Here is a 13,855-nt window from a genome sequence, read left to right on the forward strand (position 1 = left end):
CCTCCAACCATTGGCACTAATTAATACTTAGTTCAACCAAGAGCGGGGTTTTTTCATGGCTGTGGTGTTTCGATTCCTTGCTGCAACTGGGATCTGAGCGGTTCACCAGAAGCTCACCAGAACCTCTTGGGGTCTACACCAGAGCTGTGTAGTGGAGATCACCAGAAAGGCTGAGATCTTATAGGAGTCGAGGGAAAACAACCCAACACAACTCACACACTTATCCCCTTTAAAACAATGACTACTTTCAACACTGACTACAACAACACTGAACTGCTCGATCAAGAGCTGACGATTGAACAGCTTGAGGGAGTTGCTGGCGGCTGGGCGGATAAGGCTGGCTACTTGGCACTTCAACGAAAGGAGCGGGCTGAGATCCTGAGAGCTGCGGGCTATCCTGAAAAACTACTCGAAAAAAAATTAGATGAAGTAGACAGCTTGGATTACTGGCCTAAATGTACCTACTAAACTCAGGAGAGCTGGAACGGGCTGCTCTCATGTGGCGCTCAATGCCAACAACGCTCAAAATAACCACAGACTAAACAAACTAGCTTAACCAAGCTTACACACGCAAAGCCCCTGATAATGCAGGGGCTTTTTATTTCCTTAACCACCTCAATATTTGCCTAAGATGACATCCGATACCTGGCAGGAACTTGATGTTAGAAGTTAGGTGATCTCCGGTAGATTCTTCCAGTAATCCAGTGCCTCTTGTTTAAGAGCTTCTAGCTTGTGTTGGTCTCTAGGTAGCTCGATAGTTGTATCTCCGAAAGTTAGAGTTCTAGATTCTGGTTTAACCGGAGTCTTAGCTGTAGTTTTCTTATATGGAGCTTCTAAGCGGTTAGGCTTGGGAGAAGCTTTAACAGCTTTCTTAATGTTCTGCCTTGGTATCTGATTGATTGGTTTATTGATGCTTAGCTTCTTTGCAGCCTGAAGCTCTTGTTGCTGTAGCCGTTCTATTTCAGGTACCAGTAGTTGTTGTACTTTGAGTTGTTGTCTTGCGTTGGGTTGGGCTTGCTTGGGGCGTAATGATTGAGTAGGCATTTATTGATCAGTTTAAGGAGTGAAGGAAGTTGTATTCAAGATGGTGGTTCACTCGCTCGCTTTGCTCGCTCGTTCACCGCACGATCAGCAATAGGGAGCTAAGGAACTGTGATGTCTTGCGTAAATGGTGTGTGGTGCTTATGAGCAGAGCAACCTTTCAAGCCTGTTCATTAGATGAGTGTGCTGTTGGTAGAGGTGTTTGACTGTCTCTGTGTCTTTGTCCTCTTGTGCTGCTAACAGCATCTTTTCGTAGATGCCGACTTTGCTGAGCATGGAGCGGCAAAGCTTTTCTTTAGCGGTAGTGAGTGTCGTCATGGTGCTGGTATGTCTATGTTGTCTTTTCTCTTAGAGTAGGGGGGCAGGTGGCTTTTTCTAGTGCTTGCAAGGGTTTTCAGTCAAGAGCATCAAAGAAGCGCTTGATGATTAGCTCTTCTGGTGTGAGGTGCTCTCGAGGTTGTTGAGTAATCAGCTGTAAGGGGGTAGGCGTTGGGGGATCCTCGTTGTCTTGAGTCTCTTCTCTAATCCCCTTTAGCCATTCATCGAGCATGTCATCTGTCATTTCAGGTTCTAAGGCTTCTGCTTGTTTTCGTTGTTGCTCTTGCTGCCAGATCTCAGTTGCGAGCTGCTCATCCCAAATCTGGTAAGAGATCATGATGCGGAAGATCTCCTCTTCTTTTTGATCGAGAGCTTCTGTGCCTTTGAAGTCATTGATGATCTGATCGATGAGATCGTCTGCTTCTCGCTGCAGCATGGCGTCGATGGTTGTTAGCTGTGCTTGATCGCCAAGCTGCTGCATCATCAAACCTCGTTGCTCGTAGAGCTGCTTATCTTTTTCTTGGCCCAATGCTTCTGCTTGTTGATAAGCAGCTTTGGCTGATGCTTTGAGCTTTGTGAGTTTGGATGGCTCGCCTTTGTGCGTTTGGCTCCATTGCTTAGCTAATGAATCTTGAGAGAGCTTGGGAGTGTCTTGCAGCTTGGTGATGGTTTCATCTTTGATGGCTTTAGCAAGCCAGATGATTGCAAGCCTGATGATTTCTTTGTCTGTAAGTTCGAGTTGATTGGCTAAGCAGATTGCCTGATGCTTTTCTGCTTTGGGAAGACTCACTGAAAGAGGACCAGAGCGCCCTGTATGGCCCTTGTTTGTTGCCGATGCTCTTGCGCATCTAGAGGTGCTTTGCAGAGCCTTAGAGCCGCTTCTAGAGGCCTCGTGTAAGGCGATGCGAATGGCTTCCCTTTGATTACATTGAAGCGAGTTAATAAGACCTTCTAACATTTGATCTTCTTGAGCTGAGAGCATCGTTGTCATGCGTGCTGCACACTTTTGAGTTGATTGAATGATTGGATGCTTTGAAGAGTCAAAGCGATGCTGCTTGATGGGGAAGAAGGCCTTGGACTTTGATGTTGTATTGAACTTGTTTTGCTTGCTTTGACCCATGAGTTCGTGTTGGTGAGACGTGTTTTATTGTTTGATCTAACCAATCCAATGGAGGTGATTTTCTGCAGCTTTAATTGTCTTTCTGCCTTTGCTCAGTAGATCTGTTGCTTCATCGGCTCGGTAGTGGAAGTAATGGTCTTCTATGTATTTCATGCTGGTGTCGGTGTTTGCAGCAATGACAGGAACTGGTACACCGGCTTTAAGACGCATGCTGATGTGAGTGTGTCGAAAGCTGTACCAGGTGAGGTTCTTACCGGAGTGGATGTTGATGCGCCTTTGGTTGTTGCTGTCATCATCGGCCCAATCGGCGAGTCTTGCCTCTACTAATGCCTCAGCGAAAGTGTCTTTCCAGATGCGTTCACTAAAGGCTTGCCCTGTCCGTTGATTGACAAAAAGCAAGTCGTCGGGCTTCTTGAATCTGGTGATCTCTCTGAGGGTCTCAAGGTGACGAGCGATGGGAGCAGAGATGCGGTAATAGCGAGCTGTTTTGGTGTTCTCTGGCGGCACCTCAACAATGATCCATGTCTTCCTTTCTGCTTTGGGGATAGCGGTGTTCTCTGAGATGTGCTTCCACTTGATCTTGCGTAGGGAGCCAGGACGGATGCCGCTATCCATCGAGATGCGCATCGCGTAGTAGATGAGTTGACGATGGATGAGCTGTGCTGCAGAGCGGGGCGAAAGGCCATCAACGCTGACGGTTGTGATGTACTTGCCGCTGGAATCTTTGAGTAGCTGACCTTGTTCATCGAAAGTGCGTTGCAAGCCTTTGCTCCACCAGAGCCGGCTGCTTTTTTCAAGCTCTAACCACTCTTTGTCTGAGAAGTCATCACGGCGGTGCTTTTGATCTTTCGGCAGCTTGATGCGTGGGATCTCAGGAAGGCTCTCTCGCGTGACAAAACCATGGGCGACGCCGACTTCCTCAAAGGCGCGTTTAAGGGCAGACATCTCTTGGAGGATGGTTGTTTGCACTGGGATCTTTTTGCCGATTTGTATGGCTCGTTCTTTGCGCCATGTCTCGTAGCTCAAAAAGGCCGAGCGCCGAAACTTGTGAATGGGCTTTTTGTCATCTCCGACGTAGTCCCTGAGCCAGCGCATCTGATTGGCAAGCAGCCTGTAGCGAGCAGCTGTAATCCCTTGCAGTGGGATAGAGCTGATCTTCTTTTGTTCTTTGGCTAGGAACTGTTGAGCCATCTCAGCGAATGAGATCGAATGGATGGCTTCTCCGCGATCAGCTTTGGCTTTTAGATCAATGAAAGTAGCGACACCGAGCATCCAGGCATCGTCTTGACCAGAGATATCTGGTTTTGGATATGTCCCATTGCCGTCTTTTAAGACCCGTAGATGTCTACCGCCTGACTCACGCTCGTAGAAATAGAGGTACCACCGACCATCACGACTGCCATTCCTAAACACAAAAGCGTTTGGATCGGAAGGAATTGCTTTCTTATCTAGGGCCCAAGACTCCGCCATTGCTTGAGGATGAAAGGAGGCGCTTGTTAGCGCGTTGTCAGCAGTGTGATGACAAGGGCTGAGCTGCAAGGAGCCCTTTGCCTTAGTTAGCACCATGTTAGCGCAAGTTGCATCACGTATAATCCCTTGCAATAACTAGGTTATGACTAGTATGTGCGCATCAACGCCGATTACACTACGTAAATGCAATCTCTAGTGTTTGTAGTCTGTGAGAGGAAGTTATTTAGGATTTTAGTGCGATGTTAGCACCTCTACTCAACGAAGTTCTCCTGTTAAACAAAGAGATAAATTCAAGAGTGATAATGAATATAATGATTATATAAAAGGTATAGAAAGGAAGATAGGTAATTGATTAACCTGACCACAGATTTTCTGCACAGTCTTCAATGGGAGCTGCTGAGCCTTTGGCACTTCAATCATCTTGGAAATCCCTTTGGCTAGAAGCTGTAGCAGCTGATGAACCGCACAAATTCAAACGACGACTGGAATGGGATGGACTCACGGAAAGTGAATTCCATGCTGCACTAAACAAAGAGCCCGTTTCCCTCGCTGAGGATGCCTCTTTTTACCAAGCTGCCTCTTGTTATCAGGACGTTCTGCAAGATGCGCTTGAAGCGTTAAAGGTCGCTTGGGACCTGCCCTTGTTGCCCGTCGACAACAATTTCCAGCGGCCTTTTGTTGACCTTTGGTGGCCGATTCGTTGCCGCTCAACGGAGAGTTTGAGACAAGTATTCGCTTCTGATAGCACTGGTCTTAAAGATGAGGTTTTTGAACAGTTAGCAGACGCTCTCCTTGATCGGCTTTCCGGCCTTGGTGATCAAGTGTTGTGGGAAGCCTTCAATGCGGAGCGCTCGCCGGGCACGATGTTGCTTGCGCATCTGGGCGCTAGTGGGGATGGATCAGGGCCTCCAATCCGTGAACACTACGAGAGGTTTATTCAATCCCATCGCCGCGATGGCTTAGCAGCATTGCTCAAAGACTTCCCTGTCCTTGGGCACCTAATCGGCACCGTGCTTTCGCTTTGGTTGCAAGCCAATGTGGAGATGCTGCAACGGATCTGTGCTGATCGGAATCTCCTTGAGGCGCGATTTGCCATTCCTTGTACCCATTATCTCAAAACCATCAAGCAGGGATTGAGTGATCCTCACCGCGGTGGCCGTGCCGTGGCTGTTCTGGAATTTGCTGATCCCAATTCCACGCCTGACTGCTCCATTCATGTGGTGTACAAGCCCAAAGACATGGGGGTGGATGCGGCCTATCAGGGCACGTTGGCTGATCTCAATGCCCACAGTGATCTCAAACCGCTGCGAACTCTTGCCATCCATAATGGCAATGGCTATGGCTATATGGAGTATGTAGACCATCGCCTTTGCGCTAATGACAAAGAACTCGCCAACTTCTATTCGAATGCTGGACGACTAACCGCTTTATTGCATCTACTCGGTTGCACTGACTGCCATTACGAAAATCTGATGGCCTGCGGTGATCAGTTGCTACTGATCGATACAGAAACATTATTAGAAGCTGATCTTCCTGATCACATCAGCGATGCTTCCTCAACGACTACTCAAGATAAGACCTCCACTCTAGCTAAGCGGTTTCAGAGTTCAGTCTTGCGTTCTGGCTTACTACCGCAATGGATGTTTCTGGGGGAATCCAAACAGGCAATTGATATCAGCGCCCTCGGCATCTCGGCACCGAAGAAGCCCGAGCAAATTACTGCCGGCTGGCTTGGGTTGAATAGCGACGGGATGATGCCTGGTCGTATTAGCCAGCCTGTTGAACTCCCAACAAGTTTGCCGGTAGGAGTCGGCCAGCTCAATCCCTTTGATCGATTTCTGGAAAACTTCTGCGATGGCTTTTCTCTTCAAAGTGAGGCGTTCATCGAGATTCGCAATCGCTGGCTAGATGCCAATGGCGTGTTAGCCAATTTTGCAGGCCTTCAACGCAGGATTGTGCTGCGAGCCACGCGTGTGTATTTCGCGATTCAACGTCAACAATTGGAACCTGCGGCCTTGCGCTCTTCGCTTGCCCAGGCAATCAAACTTGAGCAGTTGGCGCGTAGTTTTTTGCTCGCCGAATCCAAGCCTCAGCACTGGCCTGTTTTTGCCGCAGAAGTCAGGCAGATGCAGCATTTGGATATTCCTTTCTTCACCCATCTGATTGATGCTGATTCCCTGCTGCTCGGCGGATTGGGACAGGAATTACCCGGTTTTATTAAAACCAGTGGTTTGGTTGCCGCTTATGAACGATTGCGCAATCTAGATGCCGATGAAATTACTTTTCAACTGCGACTGATTCGTGGTGTCGTTCAAGCACGACAACTGCGCACAACCTTCGAGAGACAACCAGCTCAAGAGGCCTCCAAGGCATCAGATGTGCTGATGTCTACATCAGCTGCGACGAGTTTGGAGGCAGCAAAGCGGATCGCTCAGCGACTTTTGGAATTAGCGATACGCGACTCGCACGGGCAGGTGGAATGGTTGGGTATGGACCTGGGCGCTGATGGAGAAAGATTTTGCTTTGGTCCCGTTGGCCTATCGCTCTATGGTGGGTCCATAGGCATTGCCCACCTACTGGAGTGCTTGCAAGCACAGCAGGTTTCGCCAAATGATGCCGATGCCATTCAGGATGAAATCCTGCAACCCCTACGTTCTTTAGTTGATCAACCCAGCAACGATATCCGGCGGCGCTGGTGGCGTGATCAGCCACTGGGACTAAGTGGCTGTGGCGGGATCCTGTTGGCTCTCGAGCTTCAAGGCGAACAGGCGATAACAAATAGTCTGGTCGCGGCGGCACTGCCTCGTTTCATTAATGCCGATCAGCAACTGGATGTGATTGGCGGTTGTGCAGGCTTAATTGGGTCGCTGCTGCGGCTAGGGACGGAATCTGCGTTGCAGCTAGCTTTGTGTGCTGGCGACCAACTCATTTCCCATCAAAATGAAGCAGGTGCTTTGAGCTCATCGAAAAGGGAACAAGGGCTATTGGGCTTCTCCCATGGAGTAGCGGGTTATGCGGCTGCTCTGGCTCATCTACATAAGGTGTCAAATGAAGAGCGATATCGCACAGCTGCCATAGCGGCATTGGCATATGAGCGAGCGCAATTCAATCCAGATGTCGGCAATTGGCCCGACTACCGCAGCAGCTATAAGGAACCCGATTCCAAGCAACCAGACTTCATGGTGAGCTGGTGTCATGGGGCCCCGGGTATTGCGCTTGGCCGGGCTTGTCTATGGGGCACGTCTCTTTGGGATGAGGAGTGCACCGAAGAGATAGCGGTTGGTTTGCAAACCACAGCAACATCGCAAGCTTTGCAAGCGGATCATCTGTGTTGCGGATCGATGGGTTTGATGGTCTTGCTTGAAATGCTTTCCTCTGGCCCTTGGTCGATTGACGATCAGCTCAGATCTCATTGCCAAGACGTAGCTGTTCAGTATCGCCTGCAAGCTTTAAATCGCTGTTCAGCAGAACAGATTGAACTGCGTTGCTTTGGCACAAAAGAAGGGTCACTTGCTTTGCCTGGCTTTTTCACAGGCTTAAGCGGGATGGGATTAGCTCTACTTGAAGATGATCAATCACGCGCTGCTGTATCTCAACTAATCAGCGCTGGGCTCTGGCCTTTGCTCAATGACTAGCCAACATGCTGGCCAGATAGCCATGACCATTAAGCTCATCCCATTTACCTAACATGACCTGTTTTGGTTGATTTCTCTCCAGCACGACGATCTTGCCTGCCTGCTGGAGCGTGCTCAGGCGGTGGGCAATGCTGATCCGGGTCATGCCCTGCTCCGTAAGAGTATGTCTGATCAGCTATTGGGAGTGATTGTGTAACGCACTGGTCGCTTGATCCATGATCAGCGCTTTGGATTGGACTATACATATAATAAAGCAACCCAACTAAAATGTCAGAAGAACAACTCAATGCATTCATTGCCAAGGTTCAAGCAGAGACCTCACTGCAGGAACAACTGACAGCGGAGGGCGCAGATGTTATTGCGATTGCACAAAAGGCTGGGTTCACAATTAACACAGAGGATATAAAGTCGTATGTAGATTCGTATGCAAGTGAGCTGTCAGAAGAAGAGCTCGAGAGCGTGGCTGGAGGGGGGAACATCCCAATGGCCTGGCTAATATGCCTTGGAGGATCTTTGTGTACTTGGACAAGTGCAAATGGCTTTAAGAACCCAATCCCCGGCAGGAAGCCGGCAGTCATAGACAGAGATCGAAACAGAGTAGACAAGAAACGCAATTCGCCAGCAGAATTTTAAAGAGACAGTAAGTAAAATCGTTGGGAGAGAGATTCTTAATGTTAAATAGACTGAAAAAGAAGAACATATGCCGATTATGATGCAATAATTTTTCTTCGGGAACTGAATCCTAACTATCTGTGGGTTCTCTTAGCCACTTATTCAATTCATCAACCCTGCGCTGAGTCTCTGGATCTGTGGTAGTTGTGTTGTTAGCAGTAGTTGGATTTGTATTTGATTTCATTAGTTTAGTATTGTTGAAGGTTGCCTATGGAGGGATAGACGCTCTTTAGCTTTTCAAGATGAGGCTTGATAGATGTGCGGTGTAAAACCTTGAGGCTATTTAAAAATATTTCTGGCAATTTCTCCAAGGCATGAGTATGCTTAAGAAAGTTGAATATCGTCAAGGTCAGATCAACAACTCAAAGCATTTATCGCCAAAGTTCAGGCAAACACCAGCCTTCAGGAGAAGCTCAAAGCTGCTGCTGCTAATGCTGTTGATGCTAATGCTGTTGCTGCGATTGCCAAAGAAGCAGGTTTTAGCATCTCTGCTGATGACATCAACAAGGCTCAATTCGATTCAGTAGAGATTTCAGAAGAAGAACTGGAAGGCGTGGCTGGTGGTGTGGTGACAACTATTATCCAATCTCCTGCGGTTTATATCTCAATCAAAAACCCACCTTGCGACCCCTATGGTGATGGTTTTGGACATTGAGAAGAAATTCTCTGATTAGTTGAGCCGAGGAAGCCGAAGAGAGGCACCCAGCAAAGCCCTTGCATTAGCAGGGGCTTTTTATTTCTTTGACTACCTCTCAACTGATTACAGCACAATCATTCCTGTGCTAAGTGCATCTGGCTTCATCTTTCCCATTCCTCTGGAATATTTATTCTGGATATAAGCAGCATTAGATCTCGACCCAACAATCAGATTAAACCAGTGGCATAGAAGTATGAAAAGGGGCGCCAACTTCAATCAGCGCCCATACCTCAAAACCTACTTGAGGAGTGTCGAGTCTCTAGTTTAATCGATAACTAACTAATCTTCTGCATTTTCAAATTGCTTTGCCAGTTTGAATGCCTTTCTGATGATTAGATAGGCTCCGTATAGCCCAGCGATTAAGGGAAGAACAACTAATGGATTAGGGCTGTAGTTCGAATAATCCTTTACACCATCGACGTATTCAATTCCAGAACATTGTAGATAGAAGAAACTTGTAAAAATGATCGCCCATCCAATAATTGAAAGAATCCCTCCTTTTTTATCCCCCTCGTAAAATCTATCTAAACCCCATCCCCAGCCAATGCCGAGTAAAACACCTCTTGTGATTGCATTTTTTTCTTGCTTGCGAAGCATTGTTCAATTAATGGTTAATGTTCAAACTAAACATAACTGATTCTTTCTGATACTGTGTAAATATTTAAAAATCCCCTCTAGGTGCAGGGCGCAAAAGGCCCGTTTGGGTGGCATGGAAAAGACCTGAGATTATGCCGAAGTTGCTTTCATGAAGGACAATGCTGTCCTTGCTTAACAGTCACCATTGCACTGCCGATCGTTCTGAGCACTGGAGATCAGAGCAGTCACCACCAATCACTTGACCCAAGAGGCCTGCCTGAGCTAGTACAGAGGTACCAGCGGTGAAGGGTTTGATGACACGGTTCTCAGGCAGGCAACTATCACCCACCCCTTCTTCTGACCCAGAGGAGTGGCAGTGCATGGATGAGGGCACGCTCAAATCCTCGCGATCAGGAGCGGTCTGCATGACCTGTAATCACTTCCGCTATGCGGTCGGGAAGCAGTGCCAGACCTTATTGACCTGTCCGATCCACCAGCGCCTGATTCCTCAAGGAGAGCACCTCAATAGCAAATGCCATCAATGGATCATCAGAAGGGAACTGGAGGTTGGATGGGCGCCTGAGGTTGCATAGCAGGAGGTATCGGTAGAAGATCAGATGCATTCAAGAAAGAAGCAACGATGTCTCTTGTACCTCGCTGGGAAGTCATGACTGATGAGGCAAAGGTAATCACCAAGCGAATTGCTGTGTCTGCGGTGGTACTACTGCTTGCCTTTTGGATTGTCAGAGCATTGATTCCGTTGGTGATCGTCGCGATCTGCGGTTACTGGGCATATAGGTGGTTTACGAAGAGCACTTAAGAAGGTTGGGATGGGATGAGTTACTCCGTGGTCATCGGTATAGGGATCACGGCATCCAGTCATTCCCCAATGCAACTTTAAGTCGCTTTCTGCCTGTTGAGAGCGCTTCTGTTGCCCGCTTGGCTTCATGGCTCTGGTGGCCTCGACTCAGCACAAGTAATTCACCCTAAAACATCACGTTTCATTCAAATGGCTTTGCATGGAACAGTGGCTACGGGGTAAAAACGTCATTCTCCATAGGTATCCAGTTTCCTGGATTGGTTTTATTTTTTTGAATCTCCCTACAAGGTGTGACCAGCTTCACAAGAACGTGTGATTGGGGATATCACATCGGTTGTTGATTTAGAAGATGGTGTGTTTGTCAGAGGGACATTTCCCTCACAACAACCTAAAGCTAATGACTAATGAAGATCTGAGTCTTGACAAAGAACTTACTCAAGAAGAATTATCGATGCTGAATGGAAGTCGAGCTTATCGACTTCATGCCAACTTTCCTGGGGCAATTATTCTGGCGTACAAAGATTGGCTTGCTCAGAAGGGAGCAACCGGGAACGGAGGCTACTATCTAGATGGAGTATGGATTATGGCTTAAAGTCAGCACTTACTCTCGGAATTTCAGGAAGCCAAGCAGCCAGGCTAAACAAAATAGGCACTACATAACCTAATCATTCCTTATCATCACCCCAAACCAATGAATTTAATTAACACAATCAAGCTCAATTCTCAATCTCAGATTGTCGAGGAAGAGTTAACACCTGCCTTGCTAAAAGTTGTGCATGGTGGATCTGGAAGGCTTGTTAAAGCAAGTGTCTTTGATTCCGAATGGCTTTTAAGCACTGGAAGTCCTGGTCCCTTTTTTCCTGGCCCAAATGAAGACGAGCTGAATTTAAATATCGACCAATTAACGCATAGGGCAATGCATCAGATGTCACAGTTGCAAACAGTACTTCGGATAAAGAATTAATTTTTTAGCGTCTCTCATAGTACTTCTAGTCAATTCAATTCATGCCCTGCCGGTTTGGGCAGGGCCTTTTCTGAGTCATTGGCATGTTGCCAGGTATTGATTTTTGACTCTTGCATACGTAGACGTTAATTGGACATGATAGCTGGGTTGGGGGTTCTTAGAATAATTAAGAGAATTGTCGCTCTATTCTCTATATGTGAATTGTTTCCTTGCAATGCTCGGATCGCATCATTCAATCATGTGATGTTAATACACATCTTCCAATGGAGTTGCTTCTAATCGCATCTCATCAGTTTCATTAGCTGATCACATCTTCTTGGCCAGCTTTTTTCTTAAGTCATAGCTTTAGCAAGTGTTGCTACATCAACCAATGATGACGTTGCTCTATGTCTTGAATCAGATCACCCCATCTGAAACTGTGATTACTCCACACTGATGGTTTTCAACCAAGCCTGCAAGGGCTGCCAATCATCATCTTGATCGATCGCTTGCCAAAACTCCTCAATCACAGATCGAATCGGTGTTTTGACAAGATTCCAGCGCTGCAATCGCGCATTGATGGCTTGTGCTTCAGCCGGCTCCGCAGACACCGCTTCCCGTTGCTGTGTCCACCAACGATCTCTCCAATCCAGCCAGACTTTCCTTGCAGGTTCAGCAGCATCTAAGACCACTGGCAACAAAGCTTCTGGCTCTTCCGGCAACCCCTTGGTCGATATTTGAGCAGCAAGGCCGGCAAAGAAGGCGCCATAACCAACAGGCCAAGCGGCGAGGAGTGCAAGAGTTTTACGCACGGCATCATCACCACCCTCAACATTGCCATTACGACCAGAACTACTCGGAAGACCGAGACGACGCTGCATGCAAGCTCTATAATGAGATTGGTAAATTGGAGCAAATGTCTCTAATGACTGCTCCATTGGTTGCCGTGGCAGCAGCATTGCCAATGGCTCCTGAAGTAGCCGCAAGTTGTTATGGCAAGTCCCAGGTTGACGGCCATAGGCATAGAGGCCTGTTTGATCAAAATAAGCAGCAGTAAATCCAGGCTCCCATTGATCGAAAAAGGCGAATGGACCGTAATCGAAACTTTCTCCCAGCAGAGACATGTTGTCGGTATTGAGAACACCATGGGTAAAACCTGCTGCCATCCACTCCGCCGTCAACCTGGCCACCCGTTCAACGAGTTCTGCGTAGAAAGCCAGCAACTGAGCTTCGATCGCGCTAGCAGCATTGCCTTCTTGAACTGGATAGGCAGCGGCAATCAGCGGATAATAGACATCAACCACATGACGCAACAAACGCTCTAGGCTCTGAGCATCCCGCAAATGCAGCAGCCGCTCACAAGTGCCAAAGCGTAGATGCGTGCGCGCCATACGCATCATCACTGAACTGCGAGTAGGCGAAGGCTCATCACCACGCCAAAGCTTCTCACCGGTTTCCACCAAGCAAAGAGTTCGGCTCGTGGTGACGCCTAAACGGTGCAGCGCCTCACTGGCGATGATCTCCCGCACCCCCCCTTTGAGGGTAAGTCGACCATCCCCTCCACGGCTCCAGGGAGTTGTACCAGATCCCTTAGTGCCAAGATCCTGAAGCTGTCCAAATCGATCACGCAGTTGACCATAAAGGAAGCCACGACCATCCCCAAGCAATGGATTGTATGTACCGAATTGATAGCCGTGATATCGCAGCGCTAATAACGGAGTACGAGCCTCAAAACAACCATAAGCCTGCTCCAGATGATGATTCTCTACGGCATCAGGCTCAATCCCAAGCTGCCTAAGCAAGGCATCATTACGGAAACGCAATTCAGTGCGCGGAAATCGTGCGGCATCGACCACATCCCAATACTCAGAACCTAGACTTTCAATCTGCGGCTCAAAGTTCAATGCGAGTAGCAAGTTAGTCAATCCAACACAAAGCTGTCGTTACAGGTTGTTCTCAAATTCATAGACAGCCCTCATGCATTCATGACCAATATTTTATTCCCTTGGTGAACCACATGGCAGCGGTAGAGGGAGACCCCATCGTTGGATTGCCTACAATACCTGCCAGAGCAATGCAGTTTACCCTTGGCAATCTTGATGCTAACTCAAGACTTTTGCCTTGTAGATTGTAGCTCATGATTCCATAATCTAATCCACTAGTCATGCTGATCTATAGGGCACTAAGTAAGTCTATGCTTACAGGGCTTATGGAACATTCTGTGTCAACTGATTGATCTTCAATATGTCTCCAGCGTTAAAGAATCGGCCAGGAGCTCATCAGCTATGGCCTTGCAATTCCCCCTATGCTTAGGGTTGCTCTAATCGTTGGCTAGCATGGTTATCTTGCGATCATCTTTAATAGAGTCAGTGACTAAGACGACGAACAACGCAAGATCGCTTAGCGATCGCAGAGTTCTATTTATTAAGCGTACATATACTCAGTAAGATCATATTGACATTGGCCATCAGAGCCTGACCCCCTGGCAAGTAGGATCAACGAGAGCGATTGCAAGAAGACCTAAAACTAAGTTGACTGATTGAAAGGATCGTTTACGATACCA

12 protein-coding genes and 1 pseudogene are annotated in these 13,855 nt (G+C 47.7%); 5 read left to right on the forward strand and 8 right to left on the reverse strand.

The features are described from left to right. The first annotated feature begins 237 nt into the window (after positions 1–237). Positions 238–468 carry a CCRG-2 family RiPP gene (locus EV12_RS01055; protein ID WP_036910962.1) on the forward strand — a complete coding sequence of 77 codons (231 nt, stop codon included), beginning with the start codon at positions 238–240 and terminating at the stop codon, positions 466–468. Between the two features lie 201 nt (positions 469–669). Here EV12_RS01055 and EV12_RS01060 read toward each other — a convergent pair whose 3' ends face one another. From EV12_RS01060 to EV12_RS01070, 4 genes are all read right to left on the reverse strand, one after another. Beyond that, positions 670–1,044: a hypothetical protein gene (locus EV12_RS01060; protein WP_072014246.1), complete on the reverse strand. Its 375-nt coding sequence runs from the start codon at positions 1,042–1,044 to the stop codon at positions 670–672. A 138-nt stretch (positions 1,045–1,182) separates the two neighbouring features. Beyond that, a complete protein-coding gene (locus EV12_RS13850; RefSeq protein ID WP_193742101.1) occupies positions 1,183–1,359 on the reverse strand; it encodes a hypothetical protein in 177 nt (58 codons plus the stop codon). 76 nt (positions 1,360–1,435) lie between these two features. Further along, a complete protein-coding gene (locus EV12_RS01065; protein WP_152563007.1) occupies positions 1,436–2,350 on the reverse strand; it encodes a hypothetical protein in 915 nt (304 codons plus the stop codon). Positions 2,351–2,515: 165 nt separating this feature from the next. Then, a complete protein-coding gene (locus EV12_RS01070; RefSeq protein ID WP_036910966.1) occupies positions 2,516–4,045 on the reverse strand; it encodes a site-specific integrase in 1,530 nt (509 codons plus the stop codon). 290 nt (positions 4,046–4,335) lie between these two features. Between EV12_RS01070 and EV12_RS01075 the strand changes: the two genes are divergently transcribed. Beyond that, the gene (locus EV12_RS01075; protein ID WP_036910968.1) at positions 4,336–7,584 is read left to right on the forward strand and encodes a type 2 lanthipeptide synthetase LanM family protein; all 3,249 of its coding nucleotides are present in this window, start codon (positions 4,336–4,338) and stop codon (positions 7,582–7,584) included. On the opposite strand, the gene EV12_RS13855 is transcribed toward EV12_RS01075, so the two are convergent. Continuing rightward, positions 7,574–7,729: a hypothetical protein gene (locus EV12_RS13855; RefSeq protein ID WP_193742102.1), complete on the reverse strand. Its 156-nt coding sequence runs from the start codon at positions 7,727–7,729 to the stop codon at positions 7,574–7,576. The two genes, EV12_RS01075 and EV12_RS13855, sit on opposite strands and share 11 nt — an antisense overlap. Before the next feature lie 122 nt (positions 7,730–7,851). Between EV12_RS13855 and EV12_RS14500 the strand changes: the two are divergent. Together EV12_RS14500 and EV12_RS12985 are read left to right on the forward strand one after the other, a co-directional pair. Continuing rightward, a pseudogene (locus tag EV12_RS14500) lies at positions 7,852–8,058 on the forward strand (Nif11-like leader peptide family RiPP precursor); the annotation flags it as partial. A gap of 535 nt (positions 8,059–8,593) precedes the next feature. Then, complete coding sequence (locus EV12_RS12985) at positions 8,594–8,911, forward strand: Nif11-like leader peptide family natural product precursor (protein ID WP_081939847.1); 318 nt, start codon at positions 8,594–8,596, stop codon at positions 8,909–8,911. 321 nt (positions 8,912–9,232) lie between these two features. On the opposite strand, the gene EV12_RS01085 is transcribed toward EV12_RS12985, so the two are convergent. Both EV12_RS01085 and EV12_RS13860 read right to left on the reverse strand, forming a co-directional pair. Beyond that, entirely contained in the window at positions 9,233–9,550 is a 318-nt protein-coding gene (locus tag EV12_RS01085; RefSeq protein WP_036910970.1) for a hypothetical protein, read from the reverse strand. A gap of 178 nt (positions 9,551–9,728) precedes the next feature. Continuing rightward, complete coding sequence (locus EV12_RS13860; RefSeq protein WP_036910972.1) at positions 9,729–9,956, reverse strand: hypothetical protein; 228 nt, start codon at positions 9,954–9,956, stop codon at positions 9,729–9,731. A 213-nt stretch (positions 9,957–10,169) separates the two neighbouring features. On the opposite strand from EV12_RS13860, the gene EV12_RS01095 reads away from it, so the two are divergent. Further along, on the forward strand, positions 10,170–10,349 hold the full coding sequence (locus EV12_RS01095) for a hypothetical protein (RefSeq protein WP_036910974.1): 180 nt from the start codon (positions 10,170–10,172) through the stop codon (positions 10,347–10,349). A 1,386-nt stretch (positions 10,350–11,735) separates the two neighbouring features. Here EV12_RS01095 and EV12_RS01110 read toward each other — a convergent pair. Continuing rightward, positions 11,736–13,217, reverse strand: coding sequence for a protein adenylyltransferase SelO (locus tag EV12_RS01110; protein ID WP_036910979.1), 1,482 nt, complete (start codon positions 13,215–13,217; stop codon positions 11,736–11,738). Positions 13,218–13,855: the final 638 nt, after the last annotated feature.

This window comes from Prochlorococcus sp. MIT 0701 (assembly GCF_000760295.1).
GTDB lineage: Bacteria > Cyanobacteriota > Cyanobacteriia > PCC-6307 > Cyanobiaceae > Prochlorococcus.